Consider the following 20,208-nt stretch of genomic DNA (forward strand, 5'->3'; position numbering starts at 1 on the left):
TATGGAATGCGGCGCGGCTCTGCGGCCGCTGCCTGGGTCAAGCCGCGTCAAGCGGCCGAGGGTGACGCCGGAAAATCGCGTATTACGCGGTCGGGGGATTCTTCGTACGGGGGCGTGTAGATGACCAGCAGCCGGGCGGGCTCGTCGCTCGTCACCGTGAAGACGTGGGGGATGTCAGGCGGAAAGTAGCAGCAGTCGCCCGGGCCCATGTCGGCCCATTCGTCCTGCACCTGGGCGCGGGCGGTGCCCGAAATCAGGTAGCAGACCTGTTCAATGCCGGGATGCGCGTGCGGCAGCGCGCCCTTGCCCTTGTCGATCACGCCCAGCAGGACTTCCACCCCGCGGGCGCCCACGGTGTCCGGGCTGATCAGCCGGCGGTTGAGGGTGCCGGTGTGGTTGGCCGGGTGGTAACCGGGGACGTCGGCTTCACGCACCAGCCAGCTCGGGGTATCGCGCTGCGTCATGTCTCTTCCTTATATTTTTCATACATGAATTTATTTTTACGTATGAGAAAAACATGGGCAAGCACTTTTTGTTCCGGGATACCGGGCCGCGCCCTAGGGGATTAGGGAAAACACCGGGCGCGGACTGCTAAAATCGCAGGCTGATTTCCTTTCGCGAACCCGCCTCATGTCTTCTGTCCGCACGCCTGACGCCGCCGCCAACCTGTCTGATTGGCTGCAGTACCTGGAGTCCATCCACGCCACGGCGATCGACATGGGTCTGGACCGGGTGCGCCAGGTCGCGGACCGCATGGCGCTGTCGCTGCCCGGCGTGAAGTTCGTCGTCGGCGGCACCAACGGCAAAGGCTCCACCTGTGCCATGCTCGAGGCCATCCTGCTTGCGGCGGGCTACAAGGTGGGCCTGTACACCTCGCCGCACCTCATCGACTTCAACGAGCGCGCCCGCGTCAACGGGCAGATCGCGTCCGACCAGGACCTCATCGCCCAGTTCCAGGCCGTCGAAGCCGCGCGCGGCGACGTGTCGCTGACTTACTTTGAATTCACCACGCTGGCCATTCTGCGCCTGTTCTCGCAGTCGCGGCTCGACGCCGTCGTCCTCGAAGTCGGCCTGGGCGGACGCCTGGATGCCGTGAACATCGTCGACGCCGACTGCGCCATCGTCACCAGCGTCGACCTCGATCACACCGACTGGCTGGGCGACACGCGCGAAAAGATCGGTTTCGAAAAAGCCCATATCTACCGCAGCGGCCGGCCGGCCATCTGCAGCGACCCGGTGCCCCCGCAGTCGCTGCTGGATTACGTCCAGGAGATCGGCGCGGACCTGTGGCTTTTCGGGCGCGACTACAACTATTCGGGCGACCGCCAGCAGTGGGCCTACGGCGGGCGCGAACAGCGCCGCAGCGCGATGGCGTATCCGGCGCTGCGCGGCGCCAACCAATTGCTCAACGCCTCGGCGGCGCTGGCCGCGCTGGAATCCGTGCGCGACCGGCTGCCCGTGCAGCAGCAGGCCGTGCGCCTGGGGCTGCTGCAAGCTTCGCTGCCAGGCCGCTTCCAGATCCTGCCGGGCCAGCCCACGGTCATCCTGGACGTCGCGCACAACCCGCACGCCGCCGCCGTGCTGGCGCAGAACCTGGACAACATGGGCTTTCATCCCTACACCCACGCGGTGTTCGGCATGCTGAACGACAAGGATCTCGCCGGCGTGGTGGCCAAGCTCGGTTCCCGCATAGACTACTGGTATTGCGCGGGCCTGCCCGGACCGCGAGGCACCCCGGGCCAGGCGCTTGCGGACCAGGTCGGCGCGGCTCTCCCACCGCTGCCCGCCGGCAGCGAAAGCCCCGGCATCCAGGCCTACGCCGATCCCGCTCAAGCCTTTGCCGCAGCGCGCGAACGGGCAGGGGAGAATGATAGAATCGTCGTATTTGGATCGTTTCTCACCGTAGCCTCCGTTTTGCAGGCTCTGGGTCGCAAGGCATAGGCAAATCGGGCCATTCGCGTCATGGCGGCCGTACCGCCGCAATGCCGCAAGGCGCCGCAAGGAATTCTCTTCCATGGGTTTTTTCAAACGCAAAGATCCTGCCGAGCAGGCGCAGGCCTCCAAACGGGCTGCCGTGCCCAGCGAGGTCCAGGCGGCCGAGTTGCGCGGCCGTGCGCGGCGCAGGCTTGCGGGCGCAGTGGCGCTGGTGCTGGCCGCAGTCATCATCCTGCCCATGGTGCTGGACTCTCAGCCCGCCCCGGTCGACGACAACATCCCCATCAAGGTGCCGGAACGCACGACGCCGTTCCAGCCTCAGGTCTCCGAACCCCAGGTTGCCGCTCCCGCCGACCCCTCGGCGTCCGGGGCCACCGACCCGGCTGCGGTGCCTACGCCTCCCGCCGTGAATTCCGTGCCGCCCGTGGCCGCCGCGTCCGGCACGCCCACCACGCCCCACACCACGCAGCCGGCCACCCCGCCCGCGACGCCTGCCGTCCCGCCGGCCACGCCGCCTAAGCCCGAAACCAAGCCCAAGCCCGAGCCCGCCAAGCCGACCACGCCGGCCAAGCCTGAAACGCGTTCCGATGACGGCGCGCGCGCCCTGGCGCTGCTCGAGGGCCGCAGTGCGCCGGCATCGGCGCCCAAGCCGGAAGCGTCCAAACCCGCCGCCGCGAAGGGCAATTTCGTGCTGCAGATCGCTGCCTACACGACTTCCGAAGACGCCCAGTCGCGCCGCGGCAAATTGCATCAGGCCGGCGTCACCAACGCCTTTGTCGAGCAGGCCACGATCAATGGCAAGCAGCAGTACCGTCTGCGCGTGGGGCCGTTCCCGTCGCGCGAGGCGGCCCAGGCGGCCCAGGCGCGGTTGCGCACGCTGGGCTATGACAATGGTTTCATTGCCGCCCAATAGTGACCGGCTTCGACTTCGTCGTGCTGGCCATCCTGGTGGTATCGGGTGTGCTGGGCCTGGTGCGCGGCCTGCTCAAAGAGGTGCTGTCGCTGGTCGCCTATCTGCTGGCCTTCGTGGCCGCGATATGGTGGGGGCCCACGGTGTACACCTGGCTGGAGCCCTATATTGAAACGACGCTGCTGCGCATGGGAGTCTCCTACGCGGCGGTGTTCATCATCGTGTTGCTCGGCGTGGGGTTAGTCAATATGACGCTTGCCGCCCTGATCCGCAGCACCGGACTCAGCCCCGCCGATCACGGCCTGGGCGGAATGTTCGGGCTGGCCCGTGGTCTATTGATCGTGCTGGCGCTGGTCGCCGCCGCAGGGTATACGCCGCTGCCGCAAGAGCCGTGGTGGCAGGACGCCATGTTTTCGCATTCGGCCATCGAGGCCATCAAACATATCAAGACGTGGCTGCCGCCAACCCTGGCGACGTGGCTGCCGTACTGATTAGCTTCAAATCAACCAGGAAATCTCACCATGTGTGGAATCGTAGGGGTCATCGGGCGCGGGCCGGTCAACCAGCTGCTCTATGACAGCTTGCTGCTGTTGCAGCATCGCGGGCAGGACGCCGCGGGCATTGCGACGTCGCAAGGCAACCAGTTCAATATGTACAAGGCGCACGGCCTGGTGCGCGACGTCTTCCGCACGCGCAACATGCGCGCGCTGCCCGGCACGTCGGGCGTCGGCCAGGTCCGCTATCCCACCGCCGGCTCCAGCGCCAGCGAGGAAGAGGCCCAGCCGTTCTACGTCAATGCCCCGTTCGGCATCATGTTGTCCCACAACGGCAACCTGACCAACTGGCGTGAGCTGCGCGAGTCGCTGTATCGCGTCGACCGCCGCCACATCAACACGAACTCCGATTCCGAAGTCCTCTTGAACGTGCTGGCGCACGAGCTGCAATCGGCCGCCAACGGCGTGTCGCTCGACGAGGACGCCATGTTCCGCGCCGTGTCCGCCCTGCACAAGCGCGTGCGCGGCGCCTATGCCGTCGTGGCCCAGATTTCCGGCTACGGCCTGCTGGCCTTCCGCGATCCCAACGGCATCCGCCCGCTGTGCATTGGCCGCCAGGAAACCGAAGAGGGCGTGGAATGGATGGTTGCCTCGGAATCCGTGGCGCTTGAAGGCAGCGGATTCACGTTCGTGCGCGACGTGGAACCCGGTGAAGCCGTCTTCATCGACCTGGACGGCCGCATGGTGGCCCGCCAGTGCGCCGACAACCCCCAGCTGGTCCCCTGCATTTTCGAATACGTCTACTTCGCCCGCCCCGATTCGATGATCGACGGCGTGTCGGTGTACGACGCGCGCCTGCGCATGGGTGAGTACCTGGCCGACAAGGTCGCGCGCAACATGCGCCTGGGCGACATCGACGTCGTCATGCCGATTCCCGATTCCTCGCGCCCGGCCGCCATGCAGCTTGCCGCACGCCTGAACCTGGACTATCGCGAAGGGCTCATCAAGAACCGCTACGTGGGCCGTACGTTCATCATGCCGGGCCAGGCAGTGCGCCGGAAGTCGGTGCGCCAGAAGCTCAATGCCATCGGCATGGAATTCAAGGGCAAGAACGTGCTGCTGGTCGACGACTCCATCGTGCGCGGCACGACCAGCCGCGAGATCGTCGACATGGCCCGCGCCGCCGGCGCCAACAAGGTGTACTTCGCCTCGGCCGCGCCTCCTGTGCGCTTCCCCAACGTGTACGGCATCGACATGCCCACGCAGAGCGAGCTCATCGCCACCGGCCGCACGGACGAGGAAATCGCCCGCGCCATTGGCGCGGACAGCCTGGTCTACCAGGACCTGCACGACATGCAGCAGGCCGTGCGCGACATCAATCCCAAGCTGACGCGCTTCGAGGCCTCGTGCTTCGACGGCCAGTACATCACCGGCGACATCACGCCCGAGTACCTGGCCCGCCTGGGGCAATCGCGCTCCGAGCCCGGCAAGGACGAAGACGCGGGCGGCCTGCGCTTCAACATGGGGCACACCTCCGACGACGCCTGATCGCCGCCGGCGTTTCGCGCAGAACAAAATGCCGTCCCTCGGGACGGCATTTTTTTTGGTTCATTGAGCATTACCGGGGAAGGCCGCGCGGATTTTGAGGAAGAAGTATTCCTGGTCTCGGTAACCGTAGGCGCGCCGCTTAATGACCTTGATGGTGTTGTTGATGCCCTCAACGATGCTGGTATTTAGACGATGTCGGCATCTGGCCAGGATGCCATGCAGATAGCCTTTCAGGCGCTGAGCGAAGGTGTTCAAGGGGGCTATTCCGCTTTGCTCAGCCTGCTCGCACCAGTGGTGCCAGGCTTGTTTTGCCCAGGCAGGTCTTCGGTAGAACCAGAGCCGCTTGAGTTCGTCCCGCAGGACATAGACCGTCAGCAGCGGCTGGTTGGCGTGCAGCAATTCGTCGAGTCGGACGGCCTGCTGCCGGTCTAGCTTGTCGCGGTTGCGCAATAGCAGCCAGCGGCTCGATTTGATGACCCTGCGCGCGGGACGATCCTGGCGCAGTTGGTTGGCCTGGTCCACGCGCACCCGATCAATGACCTCTCGTCCGTACTTGGCCACGACATGGAACAAGTCATAGACGATCTCCGCCTGTGGGCAGTGGGCCTGGATCTCTAACTCGTAGGCCGTAGTCATGTCGATGGCAACGGCCTTGATGCGTTGGGCGACCCCACGCGGCAATTGCTCGAAGAACGCCCGAGCCGTCTCGCGTGAGCGTCCTGGGCCGATCCACAGCACCTGCCTGCTGATCGGATCGACGACTACCGTCGCGTACCGATGCCCTTTATGCAGGGCGAACTCGTCCATCGCTAAATACTCGATCCTGGACCAATCCGGTTCGCGCACTGATGCTCGGAGCCGGGCCTTGTCCAGCGTCTTGACGGTATGCCAACCCAGCTCGAAGAACCTAGCCACCGCCTGCACGTTGCTCGATTGCAGCAATTGGCTGCAGGCCGCCGCAAGCCGATCCGTCACCCGTTGGTAACGCCCCAGCCAAGTAAGCCGCTCCAGGCGCGGGCCACCGCATTGCTCACACAACAAGCGCCGGCGTGGCACGTGAAGAACAACCCGGTACTCAAATAACGGCAGATCTCGAACCCGTCGCACCGTGGTCTCATGGACCTGGCGACATCGTGCGCCGCACTGCTCGCACAGCATCACCTTGGCGGTCGGCTTCAAATAGATCGACAGCGTGCGCCCAGCGCCCTCGGGCCACTCCACGCGTTCGACGACATAGCCTTGCCAGCCCCCCAGCGACTCCAGCAGCTTGCGATCCAGCATCTCCACGCACTCCTGATGGCAAATTCCTGCCATCAAGAGTACGAAAACTTGCCAAATCCCTCCACGCTATTGCGCGATGAACCTTTTTTTTACCCGTTGCAGATGCGATCTAGCCTTTCGCTTCCCAAAGCGGCGTGCGCGTGGCCTCCAGGTGCGTCAGGTACAGGCGCAGGTCGAATTCGTACTGATGGTAGTGCGGCTCCATGCGCAGGCACATGTTGTAGAAGGCCTTGTTATGGTCCTTCTCCTTCAAGTGCGCCAGCTCGTGCACGGTGATCATCTTCAGGAATGGCGCGGGCACGTTCCTGAACAACGTCGCCACGCGGATCTCGTGCTTGGCCTTCAGCTTGCCGCCTTGCACCCGCGAAATGTAGGTGTGCTGGCCCAGGGCGTGCTGAATCACATGGATCTTGCTGTCGAACGCGACCTTGTTGATCTGGTCGCCATTGCGCATGTGGGCGTTCTTCAGCTCGGTCACGTACTGGTACAGCGCCTTGTCGGTGCGCACGTCGTGCGCGCCTTCCGGATAGCGCGCCAGGAGGGCCGCGCCCAGCTTGTCCTGGTCGAGCAGTTTCTGGGCCTGCGCCAGCAGCGGTTCCGGATAGCCGGCAAGGTATTTCAGGGTCTGCATGTGCACGCCGGGTTCAGGCCCGGCCGCGCCTGAACGCCACCGGCAGCGCCATGAAGAACAGGATGACAAAGAGCGCCAGGCTCCACAGGGCGTATTCAACGCCCAGCACCGGCACCTTGGCGTCCATGCAGGTGGCGTAGATGCCGAACAGCGACGGGATGGCGCTTTCCAGGCCGATGCCCGTCATGAAACGATCGGCAAAGGTCTGGTCGCACGAGAGCATGTTGGCGGCCACGCTGTACTGGTACCAGGCGGCCACGATGCCCGACAGCGACAGCAGGGCGGCCAGAAAGCCGCAGATCCGCGTCAGGGCGCGTCCGCCGCCAAAGCCGCCCACCAGGGCAACGACGCCGATCACCAGGTAGATCAGGCGCTGCAACACGCACCAGGCGCAGGGCGGCATGTCGAAGACGTGCTGGGAAACGAGGGCGATGCCCACGGCGCCGAAGGAGAAGAGGGCGATCAGGCGGAGCAGGCGTTCTGAGCGAGAGGTCATTGTTGCGTTGGAATGGGTTAGACGAGGCCGGCGCGACGGCCGGCCATGCTTAGGCCTTCGGGACGGGAATTGGTTGCATCACCTGGGTCAGTACGCCCAAAAGGAGTTCCCGGGCGCCCTCCCAGAAGATCTGCACCCCCAGGCACAGCATGATGAAGGCCGACAGCCGCATGAAGACAGCGGTGCCATTGTCTCCCAGGCGGTGCAGCATCTGGGCCGCAAAGCGCAAGCAGACATAAAGCGTGAGCGAAACGACGATGATGCCAGGAATGGAGCCGGCCAGGCGCACCAGGCTCAATGCGTGATTCTGGTCTCGCAGCGAGACGCCGACCGTGATGGCGGCCGCGATGGAGCCGGGACCGCAGCTGATGGGAAAGGTTAGCGGATAGAACGCGCGGGCCTTGGCCATTTCGGGGGTGAACGATTCGGCCATGCGGGCGACGCGTTCGGTGTCGGCATCTGGCGAGTTCACCAGCCGCCAGGCGCTGGCGATCACCAGCATGCCCCCGCCCACGCGCACGATCGACAGCGAGATTCCAAAGAAGCTGAGAAGCACGTTGCCCGCCACCATGGCCACGATCAGCATCAGGCACACGTTGGTGGCGACGCGCTTGGCCAGCACCACCCGTGTGGCGGACGAAGCGCCCTCGGTCAGCGAGAGGAAGATGGGGGCGATCGCGGGTGGGTTCAGAAACGGCAGCAGCGTGGCCAGCGCGAAGAAAAAGCTGCCACCGAAAACGCGCAGATAGTCATTGAGCTGCATGGGAGCAAGCATCGCCTGGCCGAAAACCCGGATTGTATGCGGTCCGGGCGGGGTCTGGCGATGCGGGCTCAGGCGGCGCGCTGCTGGGCCGTGTCGCCGGAAAGCGCGTCCAGGATGTCGCGTTCGAACTGCATCTGGCTGCGGGGGCGCGCCAGGGCGGATCCGTCCACGATGAACACGTCCTCGACGCGGTCTCCCAGCGTCATGATCTTGGCCATGAGCAGGTTGACCTCGTGGCGGGCAAAGACGCGCGCCAGGGCATGCAGCAGTCCCGGCCGGTCGGTCGCCGTGACGGACAGGCGCCACGATGTGCTGCGCTCGTCCGGCTGCAGCTCGGCCTGCGGCATGACCGGAAACACGCGAGACACGCGCGATTGCCGGCCGCGTCCGTACCATCCGCCGCGCCCGGGCTGGGCCTGCGCGGCTGCCTGCGGGTCCTTCAGCCGCTCGGCCAGTTCGTGCTCGACCAGCGTGGCCTGCGCCCGCAGGTCGCTGGCGCCTTCCGGCAGCAGCACGATGAAGCTGTCCAGCGCCCAGCCATGGCGGGTCGTGTGGATGCGGGCGTCCTGAATGGACAGGGACTTGGCGTCGAAATAGCCGCAGATCGCCACGAACAGGTCGGGGGCATCGCGCGTGTAGACCATGATCTGCAGGCCTTCGCCCTGCTCGGTTGGGCGCGCCTTGACCACGGCCCGCGCGGGCTCGACCTGGTGGTACAGGTGGCGCGTGTGCCAGGCGATGTCCGAGGCGTCGTGCCGCAGGAAGTACGCCACGTCCAGCTGATTCCAGAAGGCTTCGCGTGCGTCGTCGCGCAGACCGGCCAGGCGCGTCAGCCGCGCCGCTTCTTCCTTGCGTTCAGCCAGCACCGTATGGGCGTCGGCATGGGCGCCGCCCAGCGCGGCCAGCGTCAGCTTGTACAGGTCTTCCAGCAGCTTGCCCTTCCAGGCGTTCCAGACCTTGGGGCTGGTGCCGCGGATGTCGGCCACCGTCAGCAGATACAGCGCGGTCAGATGGCGTTCGTCCTTGACCGTCGCGGCAAACTCCTTCACCACGTCGGGGTCGGACAGATCCCGCTTTTGCGCCACCGCAGACATCAGCAGATGCTGGCGCACCAAGAACTCCACCAGCTTGGCGTCTTCGGGGTCCATGCCGTGGTCGGCGGCAAACTTGCGAACCTCGCGCGCGCCCAGTTCAGAATGGTCGCCGCCGCGGCCCTTGGCGATGTCGTGAAACAGCGCGGCCACGTACAGCAGCCAGTGACGGTCCAGGCCCGCGATCAGCTGGCTGGCCAACGGATATTCCTGCGCGTGCTCGGGCATGGTGAAACGGCGCAGGTTGCGCACCACCGCAAGCGTGTGCTGGTCCACCGTATAGGCGTGGAAAAGATCGTGCTGCATCTGGCCCACGATGCGGCGGAACACCGGCAGGTAGCGCGGCAGGATGTTCAGCATGGTCATGCGCCGCAATTCGTGGACGATGCCGCGCGGCTGCTGCAGGATCTGCAGGAACAGCTTGCGGTTGACCGGATTGCGGCGGAACTGCGCGTCGATGCGGTGACGCGAATGCCAGATGGCGCGCAGCGTGCGGGCAGACATGCCCGTCAGCTCGGGGTGCTGCTGCATCACCAAAAAGGCGCGCAGGAGCAGGGTGGGATTGCGCTCGAAGCCGTCGTCCCGAATGATGTCCAGGCGGTCGCGCAGGTTGCGGAAATCGTCGTCGATGTCGCGCGCGTCGCTGTCGGGACGGGGAAACAGCCGCTCCTCGATGTTCTGCACCAGGATGCCGTTCAGCTGTGTCACCAGCCGCGCCGCCCAGTAGTAGCGCTGCATCAGCAGTTCGCTGCCGCGTCGCGTGGCAGTCGCATGGATGCCGTAGACCTCGGCCAGCGCGGGCTGCAGGTCGAACAGCACCCGGTCTTCGCGCCGGTTGGCAAGCAGGTGCAGTTCGATGCGCAGGCGCTTGAAGGCTTGCTCGGCCTTGCGCAGGTCGCGCGCCTCGGACGAGGTCAGCAGACCCGCCTGCGCCACCGAGCGCCAGTTGTTGCCAAACCCGGCGGCCCGGGCCATCCACAGGATGACCTGCAGATCGCGCAGCCCGCCCGGCGATTCCTTGCAATTGGGTTCCAGCGCGTAGGGCGTGTCGTGGTAGCGCCCGTGGCGCTGCTGCATTTCGACGCGCTTGGCCAGAAAGAACGCTTGCGGATCGAGCCGCGACTTGGTGGCCGCGTCGAACTTGCGCATCAGCACGCGGCTGCCGGCCAGCCAGCGGGATTCCAGCAGGGCGGTTTCCACGGTGATGTCGGCATCCGCCTCGCGTTCGCAGTCCTCGATGGTGCGCACGCTGTGGCCCGGCTCCAGTCCCAGATCCCACAGCGACGCCACCAGCTTTTCGATCGCGCTTTCCTCGTCGGGCGTCGGCGCATGCGGCAGCAGGATCAGCAGATCGACGTCGGAGTGGGGGTAGAGCTCGCCCCGGCCATAGCCCCCCACGGCCGCCAGCGTGGCGCCGACCGGCAGCGGGCAATGCTTGACCAGATCCCGCAGGGCGGCATCCACGATGCGCCGCAGTTCGGTCAGCAGGATGTCGGGGCGTTCGTGTTCCCGGAACTGGGCCACCGCGGCCCGCCGGGATTCCTGAATGCGTTCGCGCAGCTGGGTAAGGATTTCGGCGGTCATGGGTGGCTGCGGTGCTTCAGACGGCGGGGATGACGATGGGTTCGGTGATGAACGCGGGCGGCTGGGGCATGCCGGGCGACAGGGTCAGGACCTCGTAGCCGGTCTCCGTCACGCAGACGGCGTGTTCCCATTGCGCGGACAGGCTGTGGTCGCGCGTGACCACGGTCCAGCCGTCGGCCAGTTGGCGGATTTCGCGGCGTCCGGCGTTGATCATCGGTTCGATCGTGAACAGCATGCCGGTCACCAGCTTCACGCCCGTGCCGGGCTTGCCGTAGTGCAGGACTTGGGGATCTTCGTGAAAGCGCTGCCCGATGCCGTGGCCGCAGAATTCGCGCACCACCGAAAATCCGTTGGACTCGGCGTGCTTCTGGATCGCATTGCCGATGTCGCCCAGGGTGGCGCCGTTCTTGACCTGCTGGATGCCCTTCCACATGCACTCGAACGTGATGTCGGACAGGCGCCGGGACAAAATGGACTGTTCGCCCACCGCGTACATCCGGCTCGTGTCGCCGAACCAGCCATCCTTGATGATGGTGACGTCGATGTTCAATGAGTCCCCATTTTTCAGCACCTTGTCGCCCGGGATGCCGTGGCACACCTGGTGATTCACGGAGGTACAGATGGCGCCGGGGAAGGGCGGGTAGCCGGGGGGTGCGTAGCCGACCGTGGCGGACTTCACCTTCAGTTCGTCGGTCAGGTACTCCAGGCAGAGGCGGTCGAGTTCGCCCGTGGTAACGCCCGGTTTGACGTGCGGCGTGATGAAATCGAGAACTTTGGCGGCGTCCTGGCAGGCGGCGCGCATCTTGGCCAGGTCGGCCGGATCAGTGATTGTGCCCATGGAAAGCTTGCGATGTGTCGCTTGAATGTCTGCTTGAAAGAATAGTAGAATTATAGGCTTCCCTAAAAATTTGGGGAGCAATCGGGTTACCGGCAAGAAGGGTCTGCACCGCCAGCGCCATGGCAAGAGCTTCGGCAAAAGCCACCGCTCAGGCAGTCTGACCCCCAGCCAAACCCGGCGGGTGCTGGCCTTTGGGTCCAGGGCACACCCGGCAGGATTTTTCGGTCATGCGCGGTTCTTCGTAAGATCTCGCGGCAGGCCCTGAAGTTTCACCGCAAGCGAAGGTTGTGGAGCGAATTCGGGCAAGCCGCAGGGTGTTGGGAAGCAGCCGGGCTTTGGTCGGGATCCAGCCGGATGCGTTCCGGACATGAATGCCGCCGCCAGCTGGGCGCGGTGTGCTTGCAAGCCCGGAAGTGTTTTCGAGCGGCGATGCAGGTTCGGTATGGGCGCTGGATTAAGTTCTTGGAAATGCGCTGAAAAGCGCGCCCTGAAAAGGGCATTCCTGAAAAGGATCCTGAAGAACTGCCACAGCGGCCTGATGCGCGGGCTGGCCTAGCGGCCACGTTTGCGAAGAACTGGATTTCGCCGCCAACAAAACAACTCCGGGTGCGTCTCGAAGAAACTTCCAGGAATCTCCTGGAGTGTCGGAAAGACGCAATGCAAGAATCTTGTGGTGGCGGCCGTCTGGGTTTATCGCGGCAGCGTAGTAGAAGTCGTTAAAGGCGAGCCGCTACAGGCAACGCGCCTGGAGCGTCGTAGTTATTGCGGCAGTGATCGGCCGGCCCGGTTAAAATCTTTGTCATCCCGCGTTTTGCGGGAAATCGCGCGCAACACCACCCAGGGTGTCAGCAAGATGCTGATGCAGGTGCGGCGCAAGAAACCAACCCTTGGAGAATTAAATGTCTTTGATGCGCGAAATGCTGGAAGCGGGTGTCCACTTTGGTCACCAGACCCGTTACTGGAACCCCAAGATGGCTCAGTACATCTTCGGTCACCGCAACAAGATTCACATCATCAACCTCGAAAAGACGGTTGATAAGTACCAGGAAGCCACCAAGTTCGTGAAGCAGCTGGCTGCTCGCGGCGGCAACATCCTGTTCGTCGGCACGAAGCGCGCCGCTCGCGAGCTGGTCGCTGCTGAAGCCGCCCGTTGCGGCATGCCCTACGTCGACGCCCGCTGGCTCGGCGGCATGCTGACCAACTTCAAGACGGTCAAGACCTCGGTCAAGCGCCTGAAGGACATGGAAGCCGTGGTCGCCGAAGGCGGCGCCGAGCGCATGATCAAGAAGGAAGGCCTGCTGTTCCAACGCGAACTGGACAAGCTGAACAAGTCGATCGGCGGCATCAAGGACATGAACGGTCTGCCCGATGCCATGTTCGTGATCGACGTCGGCTACCACAAGATCGCCATCGCCGAAGCCAAGACCCTGGGCATCCCCGTGGTCGCCGTGGTTGACACCAACCACTCGCCCGAAGGCATCGACTACGTCATCCCCGGCAACGACGACTCGGCCAAGGCCATCGCGCTGTACGCCAAGGGCATCGCCGACGCCGTCCTGGAAGGCCGCGAGCAAAACCTGAACGGTCTGGTCGAAGAGCTGGGCGAAGGTCAGGAAGAGTTCGTCGAAGTGCAAGACAACCAGGCCTAAGCCTGTTGTCATGTCCGGCGGGTAAGGTCTGGAAGCGGCGCCGAATCTGGTCCGCTTTCGCCCCGTCGGCGCTGCGAAGCTGGGCTCCCATCTTCCAGGCCCGACACGTGCGGGCGTCTCATCGAATCAAATCACAGCCCCGGCCCGCCGGGGCGTGTCTTAGCAAAATTTGGAGCAAACATGGCTGAAATTACCGCTGCCCTGGTCAAGGAACTGCGCGAAAAGACTGACGCGCCCATGATGGAATGCAAGAAGGCCCTGACGGAAGCCGAAGGCGACCTGGCCCGCGCCGAGGAAATCCTGCGCGTCAAGCTGGGCAACAAGGCCAGCAAGGCCGCCGCCCGCGTCACCGCCGAAGGCCTGATCGGTCTGTTCATCTCCGCCGACGCCAAGAAGGGCGCCGTCATCGAAATCAACTGCGAAACCGACTTCGTCGCCAAGAACGACGACTTCGTCGGCTTTGTGAACAAGCTGGCTGAGCTGGTCGCCACGCAGAACCCGGCCGACGTGGCCGCGCTGTCGGCGCTGCCCTTCGGCGAAGGCACCGTCGAAACCACCCGTACCGCCCTGATCGGCAAGATCGGCGAAAACATCTCGATCCGCCGCTTCGAGCGCATCGAGACCGCCAACTCGCTGGCCAGCTACGTGCACGGCGGCAAGATCGGCGTGCTGGTCGAATACACCGGCGCCGAGGAAGTGGGCAAGGACCTGGCGATGCACATCGCCGCCACCAAGCCCAAGGCCCTGAACGCCGACGGCGTGAACCCCGCCGACATCGCCGCCGAGCGCTCGGTTGCCGAGCAGAAGGCCGCCGAATCCGGCAAGCCGGCCGACATCGTCGCCAAGATGGTCGAAGGCTCGGTCGTGAAGTTCCTGAAGGAAGTGACGCTGCTGTCGCAGCCGTTCGTCAAGAGCGACAAGCACACGGTCGAACAGCACCTGAAGGAAAAGGGCGCGTCGATCAGCAAGTTCGTGCTGTTCGTCGTCGGCGAAGGTATCGAGAAGAAGACCAGCGACTTTGCCGCTGAGGTTGCCGCCGCCGCCGCTGGCGCCGCCTGACCTCTAGGTAGTGCTTAAAGGCCGGCGCTAGATTAAATTCTAGTCCGGCCTTTTTCGCCGCATGGCCCCCCCAAAGGCAGACGCCGATGGGGTAGCCAACCCGCCAGGCGGGCGCGGTGCTGGGGGTCAACCCCATTCTTGTCTTACACTTTCGTCGGATTGTTCTTCGGGATATCACCTATGAGCAGCAGGGCATACAAACGGGTTCTTCTCAAACTTTCCGGCGAGGCGCTGATGGGCGACGATGCATTTGGCATCAATCGCTCCACCATCGTCCGTATGACCGATGAGATCGCTGAAGTCGCCGCCGCAGGCGTCGAATTGGCCATCGTCATCGGCGGAGGCAACATCTTCCGTGGCGTCGCCCCGGGTGCGCAGGGCATGGACCGCGCCACCGCCGACTACATGGGCATGATGGCCACCATCATGAACGCGCTTGCGCTGCAAGACGCGCTCAAGCACAAGGGTATCGACACCCGGGTACAATCCGCGCTGAATATCGATCAGGTCGTCGAGCCCTACATCCGGCCCAAGGCCTTGCGTTACCTCGAAGAGGGCAAGGTCGTGATCTTCGCCGCGGGTACCGGCAATCCCTTCTTCACCACCGACACGGCTGCGGCACTGCGCGGCGCCGAAATCGGCGCGGAGATCGTGCTGAAGGCCACCAAGGTGGACGGCATCTACAGTGCGGATCCCAACAAGGATCCCACCGCGACGCGTTACGCGCGCATCAGCTTCGACGAGGCGATCGTTCGCCGCCTTGAAGTCATGGACGCCACCGCCTTCGCGTTGTGCCGCGACCAGAAATTGCCGATCAAGGTGTTTTCGATCAATAAGTCCGGCGCGCTCAAGCGAGTCGTGAGCGGCGAGGACGAAGGCACGTTGGTACACGTTTAAAGAAAAGGAAATTCCATGAGCGCAGCAGAAATCCGCAAATCCGCCGAAGCCAGGATGGCCAAGTCGCTTGATACGCTCAAGACCAACCTGGCCAAGATCCGCACGGGCCGCGCCCACACCGGCATCCTGGACCACGTGCAGGTCGAATACTACGGCTCGCCCGTGCCGGTCGGCCAGGTCGCCAACGTGAACCTGGTCGATGCCCGCACCATCAGCCTGCAGCCGTACGAAAAGCACATGGCCGGCCCGATCGAAAAGGCCATCCGTGAGTCGGACCTGGGCCTGAACCCCATCTCGATGGGCGACACCATCCGCGTTCCGATGCCCGCGCTGACCGAAGAACGCCGCCGCGACCTGACCAAGGTCGTGCGCAGCGAAGGCGAAGACGCCAAGATCGCGGTGCGCAACTTGCGCCGTGAGGCCAACGAAGCGCTCAAGAAGCTGGTCAAGGACAAGGAAATCTCCGAAGACGACGAACGCCGTTCGCAGGACGACGTCCAGAAGCTGACGGATCGCGCCGTCGCCGACATCGACAAGATGGTCGTCCAGAAAGAAGCCGAAATCATGACCGTATAATCCCAACACGCCGCGCGGCGCCGCTTTGTCGGCCCGCGTGGCGTCAGGATTTCGTTGCACATGCGCCGTCCTGTCCATTGCCTCGCGGTACTTCCTCGTAGCGATGGAAACGACGGCGCAGGTTTTTTCCCGTATTCGTGTCTTTCGCCGGTCCGCCGCGCGCAGCCCCCAAACTAATGGCAACAAGTTCGACTCAGGCGGTTCCCGATATCCGCGACATCCCCGAGCACGTCGCTATCATCATGGATGGCAACGGCCGCTGGGCGACGCGGCGTCTGCTGCCTCGCACGGCCGGGCATGCCAAAGGCGTGCAGGCCGTCCGCCGCGTGGTCGAGGCCTGCGGTCGCGCGGGTGTGCGCTACCTGACGCTGTTTGCGTTCAGTTCCGAGAACTGGCGCCGTCCGGCCGAAGAAGTCTCGCTCCTGATGCGCCTGTTCGTGCAGGCGCTCGAGCGCGAGGTCGGCAAGCTGCAAGAGCAGGGCGTGCGCCTGCACGTCATCGGCGACCTGAGCGCCTTCGAGCCGCGCCTGCGCGAGCTGATCGCCGCTGCGCAAGAGCGCACCGCGCATAACGACCGGCTGCACCTGACCGTCGCCGCCAACTACGGCGGCCGTTGGGACATCCTGCAAGCCACCCGCGCCATGCTTGCGGCCGAGCCCGACCTGGCCGCGCACCCAGAACGGGTGGACGAGGAGCGTCTTTCCCGGCACCTTTCCATGGCATGGGCCCCCGAGCCCGACCTGTTCATCCGCACCGGCGGTGAGCAGCGCATTTCCAATTTCCTGATCTGGCAGATGGCGTACGCGGAGTTCTACTTCACGGACCGCTACTGGCCGGATTTCGGCGCCAATGAACTCATGGCCGCCTTTGATTGGTACCGCACGCGCGAGCGCCGCTTCGGCCGCACCAGCGCACAAGTCAGCGAAGCGGCTGCAAAGTAAGCCGAACGCGACGCGCGCGTCTTTCCAGGCTGCACAAGAGGAGACCGTCACATGCTGGGCCAGCGTATCGTTACCGCCGTCGTTTTGTTGGCCATTCTGGCCGCCGCCATGGCGAGCGCCAATCCCTGGTGGTTCGTCGCGCTGCTGGCCCTTGCGGCCGCGTGCGCCAACTGGGAGTGGCTGCGCCTGACGCTGCCGCAACCGCCTTCCCCCCTGATCTCCATCGGTGTCGCCGTCCTGCTGTTCGCTGGCATGCTGGTGCTGACGTCCGCCTGGCTGGCGGGCGACCGGGCCGGCGCGGGCGATCCCGGCTGGGTGCTGCGCTATCTGGTGCCGGCCGTGTCGGCCGTCTGGCTGTTTGCGGGCGTGGCCGCCGTGGTGCGCGGGCGCGCCGACGCGCCGCCGGCCAGTCTGGCGTGGTCGGTCTTCTCCGTCCCGGCCGCCTTTGCGGCCTGGGCGGTGCTGGCGCAGATGTACGTGGCGCGCGGCGCCGTGTTCGTCGTGTCGCTGCTGGCCCTCGTCTGGGTGGCCGATATTGCCGCTTACTTTGCCGGCCGGGCCTTCGGCAAGCGTAAACTGGCTCCGCGAGTGAGTCCGGGCAAGACCATCGAAGGCGCCATTGCCGGCGTCCTGGGCGCGGTGGTGTGGATCGGGCTGTCCAGCCTGTGGGACGGCACCTTCGGTCACGCCCTGGTGGAACGCTGGACTTTCTGGCTCGCCCTGCCGATCGCTGCGGTGCTGGGCGTGCTGTCCATTGTGGGGGACCTGTTCGAGTCGCTGCTCAAGCGCCGCGCGGGCCGCAAGGATTCCAGCACACTCTTGCCTGGCCATGGCGGCGTCTATGACCGGATCGATGCGATTCTTCCCGTCGCGCCGTTCGCGCTACTTTTGTCTGGAGTCTTGTTTTGACGGCTTTTCAACGTGTCGTCGTGCTGGGATCGACCGGTTCGATTGGTGAAAGCACGCTGGACGTGATTGCCCGCCACCCGCAGCGGATGGCGGTTTACGCGCTTTCGGCCCACAGCCGGATGCAACGGCTGGCCGAGCAGGCGCTGGCCAGCCGGGCCGCGGTCGTCGTGGTGCCCGACGCCGCCGCCCGCCAGAAATTCATCGATGCCTGGACGGGCGGGCGAGCCATGCCCGAGATCCGCGTGGGCGCACAGGCGCTGGCCGACACCGCCGCGGATTCGCAGTGCGACACCGTGATGGCTGCCATCGTGGGCGCCGCAGGCCTGCCTTCGGCGCTTGCCGCCGCGCGCGCCGGCAAGCGCGTCCTGCTCGCCAACAAAGAGGCGCTGGTCGCCGCCGGCACGCTTTTCATGCAGGCCATCCGCGACAACGGCGCCGAATTGCTGCCCATCGACAGCGAACACAACGCCATCTTCCAATGTCTGCCGCACCAAGGCCGTGCCGATGCGCCGCAGCAGCCGGCCAAGGGCGTGCGCCGTTTGCTGCTGACCGCGTCGGGTGGGCCTTTCCGCGGCCGCGACCTGGAAGACCTGCACGACATCACCCCCGAACAGGCCTGCGCCCACCCCAACTGGAGCATGGGCCGCAAGATCTCTGTCGATTCGGCCACGATGCTGAACAAGGGGCTTGAGGTCATCGAAGCGCACTGGTTGTTCGCGATGCCGGCCGATCGGATCGACGTGGTCGTGCACCCGCAGAGCGTCGTGCATTCGATGGTCGAGTACGACGACGGCTCGGTGCTCGCGCAGCTGGGCCAGCCCGACATGCGCACGCCCATCGCGTACGGCCTTGGCTTTCCCGACCGCATTGAGAGCGGCGTAAGCCCGCTGGATTTGACCCGGCATGGCCGCTTGGACTTCGAAAAGCCGGATCTGACCCGCTTTCCGTGCCTGGCGCATTCCTTTGCCGCGATGCGGGCGGGGCAGGGCGCGTGCGTGGTGCTCAATGCGGCCAACGAGGTGGCGGTTGACGCATTTCTGGACGGGCGGCTGGCCTACACCTGGATTCCGCGGGTCATCGAGGCTGCGCTCGAGTGGCAGGCGCGGCAAGCATCTGTTACGCTCAGCAGTCTTGACGACGTACTTGCGCTTGACGCCGAGGCGCGCGCCTTTGCGGGCAACCTCGGACTGGCCTGATGGCGGGCCGCGATTGCCTCTGCGTTTGCCTCTGATTTCCTAGATTCCGACCCCATGCTTTTCACCTTGCTGGCCTTTGCGGTAGCGCTCGGCTCACTGATCATTTTCCATGAGCTCGGGCACTATTGGGTCGCCCGCCTTTGCGGTGTGAAGGTCCTGCGTTTCTCGGTGGGCTTTGGCAAGGTCATCCTGCGCCGCACCGACCGGCACGGCACCGAATGGGCGGTATCCGCGCTGCCGCTGGGCGGCTACGTCAAGATGCTGGACGATGCGCCGCCTGGGGCCTCGCCGGCCGTGGCGGCTTCCGCCTTCAACACCAAGCCTGTGGGCCAGCGCATCGCCATCGTGGCCGCTGGCCCCATCTTCAACCTGATCCTCGCGGTGTTCCTGTATGCGTGCCTGAACATGGCCGGCACCGAGGAACCCGTCGCCATCATCGCGCCTCCCGCGGCCGAGACCCCCGCAGCGCGGGCTGGCCTGTTGGCCGGCGACCGCATCCTGGCCATCGATGGCCAGGAAGTCGCGTCGTGGTCCGACGCCCGCTGGCGCCTGATGGACGTCATGTCCACCGGCGGGCGTGCCAGCATCGAGGTCAGCACACCCTCCGGCGCCGTCCAGCGGCGCGAACTCGATCTTCCCCCCAACACGATGGACCCGGCCGAGGGCGACCCGCTTGCCGCGGCCGGCGTGCGTCTGGCCCAGCCCAAGCCCGCGGTACGCGCGGTGATCGACGGCGGAGAAGGGCAGGCCGCTGGCCTGCGCGCGGGCGATCTGGTCGTGGCCGTCAATGGCCAGCCGGCGCCCGACACCGGCGCGCTCGTCAAGCAGATCCAGGAAAGCGCCGGCAAGCCGCTCGCCCTGACCGTGGTCCGGGATGGCGCCAACGTCACGCTGAATGTCACGCCCCGCCCTGAAGTCGTCAACGGCCAGGAAATCGGCCGATTGGGCGTGCAACTGGGCGGCAACGTGCCGATGGTGACCGTGCGCTATGGCGTCTTCGACAGCCTCTGGCGCGGCGCCGTCCGCACCTGGGACACCGCCTGGTTTTCGCTGCGCATGATGGGCCGCATGGTGACGGGCGACGTGTCGTGGCGCAATGTGAGCGGTCCGGTCACCATTGCGGACTACGCCGGCCAGACTGCCCGGATCGGAATTGTTGCGTATATCGCCTATATCGCATTGATCAGTATCAGCCTGGGCGTTTTAAATTTGCTGCCTATTCCTATGCTGGATGGTGGCCATCTGCTGTACTATCTCGTCGAAATTGTGCGGGGCAGCCCCCCGCCCGCAAGATGGATCGACATCGGACAACGCGCCGGCATAGGCATATTGGCAAGCCTGATGGGGCTTGCGCTGTTCAACGATTTCACGCGTTTGTTCACTTGAACGCCATTTAGCATAAAATCCCCC

The 20,208-nt window shown here is 64.9% G+C and carries 19 protein-coding genes; 12 read left to right on the top strand and 7 right to left on the bottom strand.

Annotation, left to right across the window (positions count from 1 at the left end):
• Positions 1-47: 47 nt before the first annotated feature.
• Entirely contained in the window at positions 48-464 is a 417-nt protein-coding gene (locus tag V6V88_RS11425; RefSeq protein WP_142055697.1) for a cupin domain-containing protein, read from the bottom strand.
• A gap of 166 nt (positions 465-630) precedes the next feature.
• Between V6V88_RS11425 and folC the strand changes: the two genes are divergently transcribed.
• The 4 genes from folC to purF all read left to right on the top strand — a co-directional run bounded on the left by folC (position 631) and on the right by purF (position 4,887).
• Positions 631-1,941, top strand: coding sequence for a bifunctional tetrahydrofolate synthase/dihydrofolate synthase (gene folC, locus V6V88_RS11430; protein WP_056316725.1), 1,311 nt, complete (start codon positions 631-633; stop codon positions 1,939-1,941).
• Between the two features lie 73 nt (positions 1,942-2,014).
• Complete coding sequence (locus tag V6V88_RS11435) at positions 2,015-2,848, top strand: SPOR domain-containing protein (RefSeq protein ID WP_062841384.1); 834 nt, start codon at positions 2,015-2,017, stop codon at positions 2,846-2,848.
• Positions 2,848-3,336: a CvpA family protein gene (locus V6V88_RS11440; protein WP_056316730.1), complete on the top strand. Its 489-nt coding sequence runs from the start codon at positions 2,848-2,850 to the stop codon at positions 3,334-3,336. The genes V6V88_RS11435 and V6V88_RS11440 overlap by 1 nt, the downstream gene beginning before the upstream one ends.
• A 30-nt stretch (positions 3,337-3,366) precedes the next feature.
• Entirely contained in the window at positions 3,367-4,887 is a 1,521-nt protein-coding gene (purF, locus tag V6V88_RS11445; RefSeq protein ID WP_062841383.1) for an amidophosphoribosyltransferase, read from the top strand.
• Between the two features lie 60 nt (positions 4,888-4,947).
• On the opposite strand, the gene V6V88_RS11450 is transcribed toward purF, so the two are convergent.
• From V6V88_RS11450 to map, 6 genes are all read right to left on the bottom strand, one after another.
• The gene (locus V6V88_RS11450) at positions 4,948-6,168 is read right to left on the bottom strand and encodes an ISL3 family transposase (protein ID WP_338615745.1); all 1,221 of its coding nucleotides are present in this window, start codon (positions 6,166-6,168) and stop codon (positions 4,948-4,950) included.
• Positions 6,169-6,277: 109 nt separating this feature from the next.
• Positions 6,278-6,799: a YgjP-like metallopeptidase domain-containing protein gene (locus V6V88_RS11455; protein ID WP_223575376.1), complete on the bottom strand. Its 522-nt coding sequence runs from the start codon at positions 6,797-6,799 to the stop codon at positions 6,278-6,280.
• Between the two features lie 13 nt (positions 6,800-6,812).
• A complete protein-coding gene (locus tag V6V88_RS11460; protein WP_062841381.1) occupies positions 6,813-7,295 on the bottom strand; it encodes a disulfide bond formation protein B in 483 nt (160 codons plus the stop codon).
• 49 nt (positions 7,296-7,344) lie between these two features.
• Complete coding sequence (locus V6V88_RS11465) at positions 7,345-8,058, bottom strand: MarC family protein (protein ID WP_056316742.1); 714 nt, start codon at positions 8,056-8,058, stop codon at positions 7,345-7,347.
• Between the two features lie 68 nt (positions 8,059-8,126).
• Positions 8,127-10,733, bottom strand: coding sequence for a [protein-PII] uridylyltransferase (locus V6V88_RS11470; protein WP_280002641.1), 2,607 nt, complete (start codon positions 10,731-10,733; stop codon positions 8,127-8,129).
• Positions 10,734-10,749: 16 nt separating this feature from the next.
• The gene (gene map / locus V6V88_RS11475) at positions 10,750-11,571 is read right to left on the bottom strand and encodes a type I methionyl aminopeptidase (protein ID WP_056316747.1); all 822 of its coding nucleotides are present in this window, start codon (positions 11,569-11,571) and stop codon (positions 10,750-10,752) included.
• An 899-nt stretch (positions 11,572-12,470) separates the two neighbouring features.
• Between map and rpsB the strand changes: the two genes are divergently transcribed.
• The 8 genes from rpsB (at position 12,471) to rseP (ending at position 20,184) form a co-directional block, all read left to right on the top strand.
• Positions 12,471-13,220, top strand: a complete 750-nt coding sequence (gene rpsB / locus V6V88_RS11480; protein WP_063952311.1) for a 30S ribosomal protein S2 — start codon at positions 12,471-12,473, stop codon at positions 13,218-13,220.
• A gap of 180 nt (positions 13,221-13,400) precedes the next feature.
• A complete protein-coding gene (gene tsf / locus V6V88_RS11485) occupies positions 13,401-14,279 on the top strand; it encodes a translation elongation factor Ts (protein WP_056316754.1) in 879 nt (292 codons plus the stop codon).
• A gap of 180 nt (positions 14,280-14,459) precedes the next feature.
• The gene (pyrH, locus tag V6V88_RS11490) at positions 14,460-15,176 is read left to right on the top strand and encodes a UMP kinase (RefSeq protein ID WP_056316757.1); all 717 of its coding nucleotides are present in this window, start codon (positions 14,460-14,462) and stop codon (positions 15,174-15,176) included.
• A 15-nt stretch (positions 15,177-15,191) separates the two neighbouring features.
• Complete coding sequence (gene frr / locus V6V88_RS11495; protein ID WP_056316760.1) at positions 15,192-15,752, top strand: ribosome recycling factor; 561 nt, start codon at positions 15,192-15,194, stop codon at positions 15,750-15,752.
• A gap of 176 nt (positions 15,753-15,928) precedes the next feature.
• The gene (gene uppS, locus V6V88_RS11500) at positions 15,929-16,693 is read left to right on the top strand and encodes a polyprenyl diphosphate synthase (RefSeq protein WP_056316763.1); all 765 of its coding nucleotides are present in this window, start codon (positions 15,929-15,931) and stop codon (positions 16,691-16,693) included.
• Between the two features lie 51 nt (positions 16,694-16,744).
• Positions 16,745-17,602: a phosphatidate cytidylyltransferase gene (locus V6V88_RS11505; protein WP_223575378.1), complete on the top strand. Its 858-nt coding sequence runs from the start codon at positions 16,745-16,747 to the stop codon at positions 17,600-17,602.
• Positions 17,599-18,798, top strand: a complete 1,200-nt coding sequence (locus V6V88_RS11510) for a 1-deoxy-D-xylulose-5-phosphate reductoisomerase (protein ID WP_223575379.1) — start codon at positions 17,599-17,601, stop codon at positions 18,796-18,798. Before V6V88_RS11505 ends, V6V88_RS11510 begins: the two co-directional genes overlap by 4 nt.
• 54 nt (positions 18,799-18,852) lie before the next feature.
• Complete coding sequence (gene rseP, locus V6V88_RS11515) at positions 18,853-20,184, top strand: RIP metalloprotease RseP (protein WP_142055686.1); 1,332 nt, start codon at positions 18,853-18,855, stop codon at positions 20,182-20,184.
• The last annotated feature ends 24 nt before the right edge of the window (positions 20,185-20,208 follow it).

The organism is Achromobacter sp. E1, assembly GCF_037039475.1.
GTDB lineage: Bacteria > Pseudomonadota > Gammaproteobacteria > Burkholderiales > Burkholderiaceae_B > Achromobacter > Achromobacter mucicolens.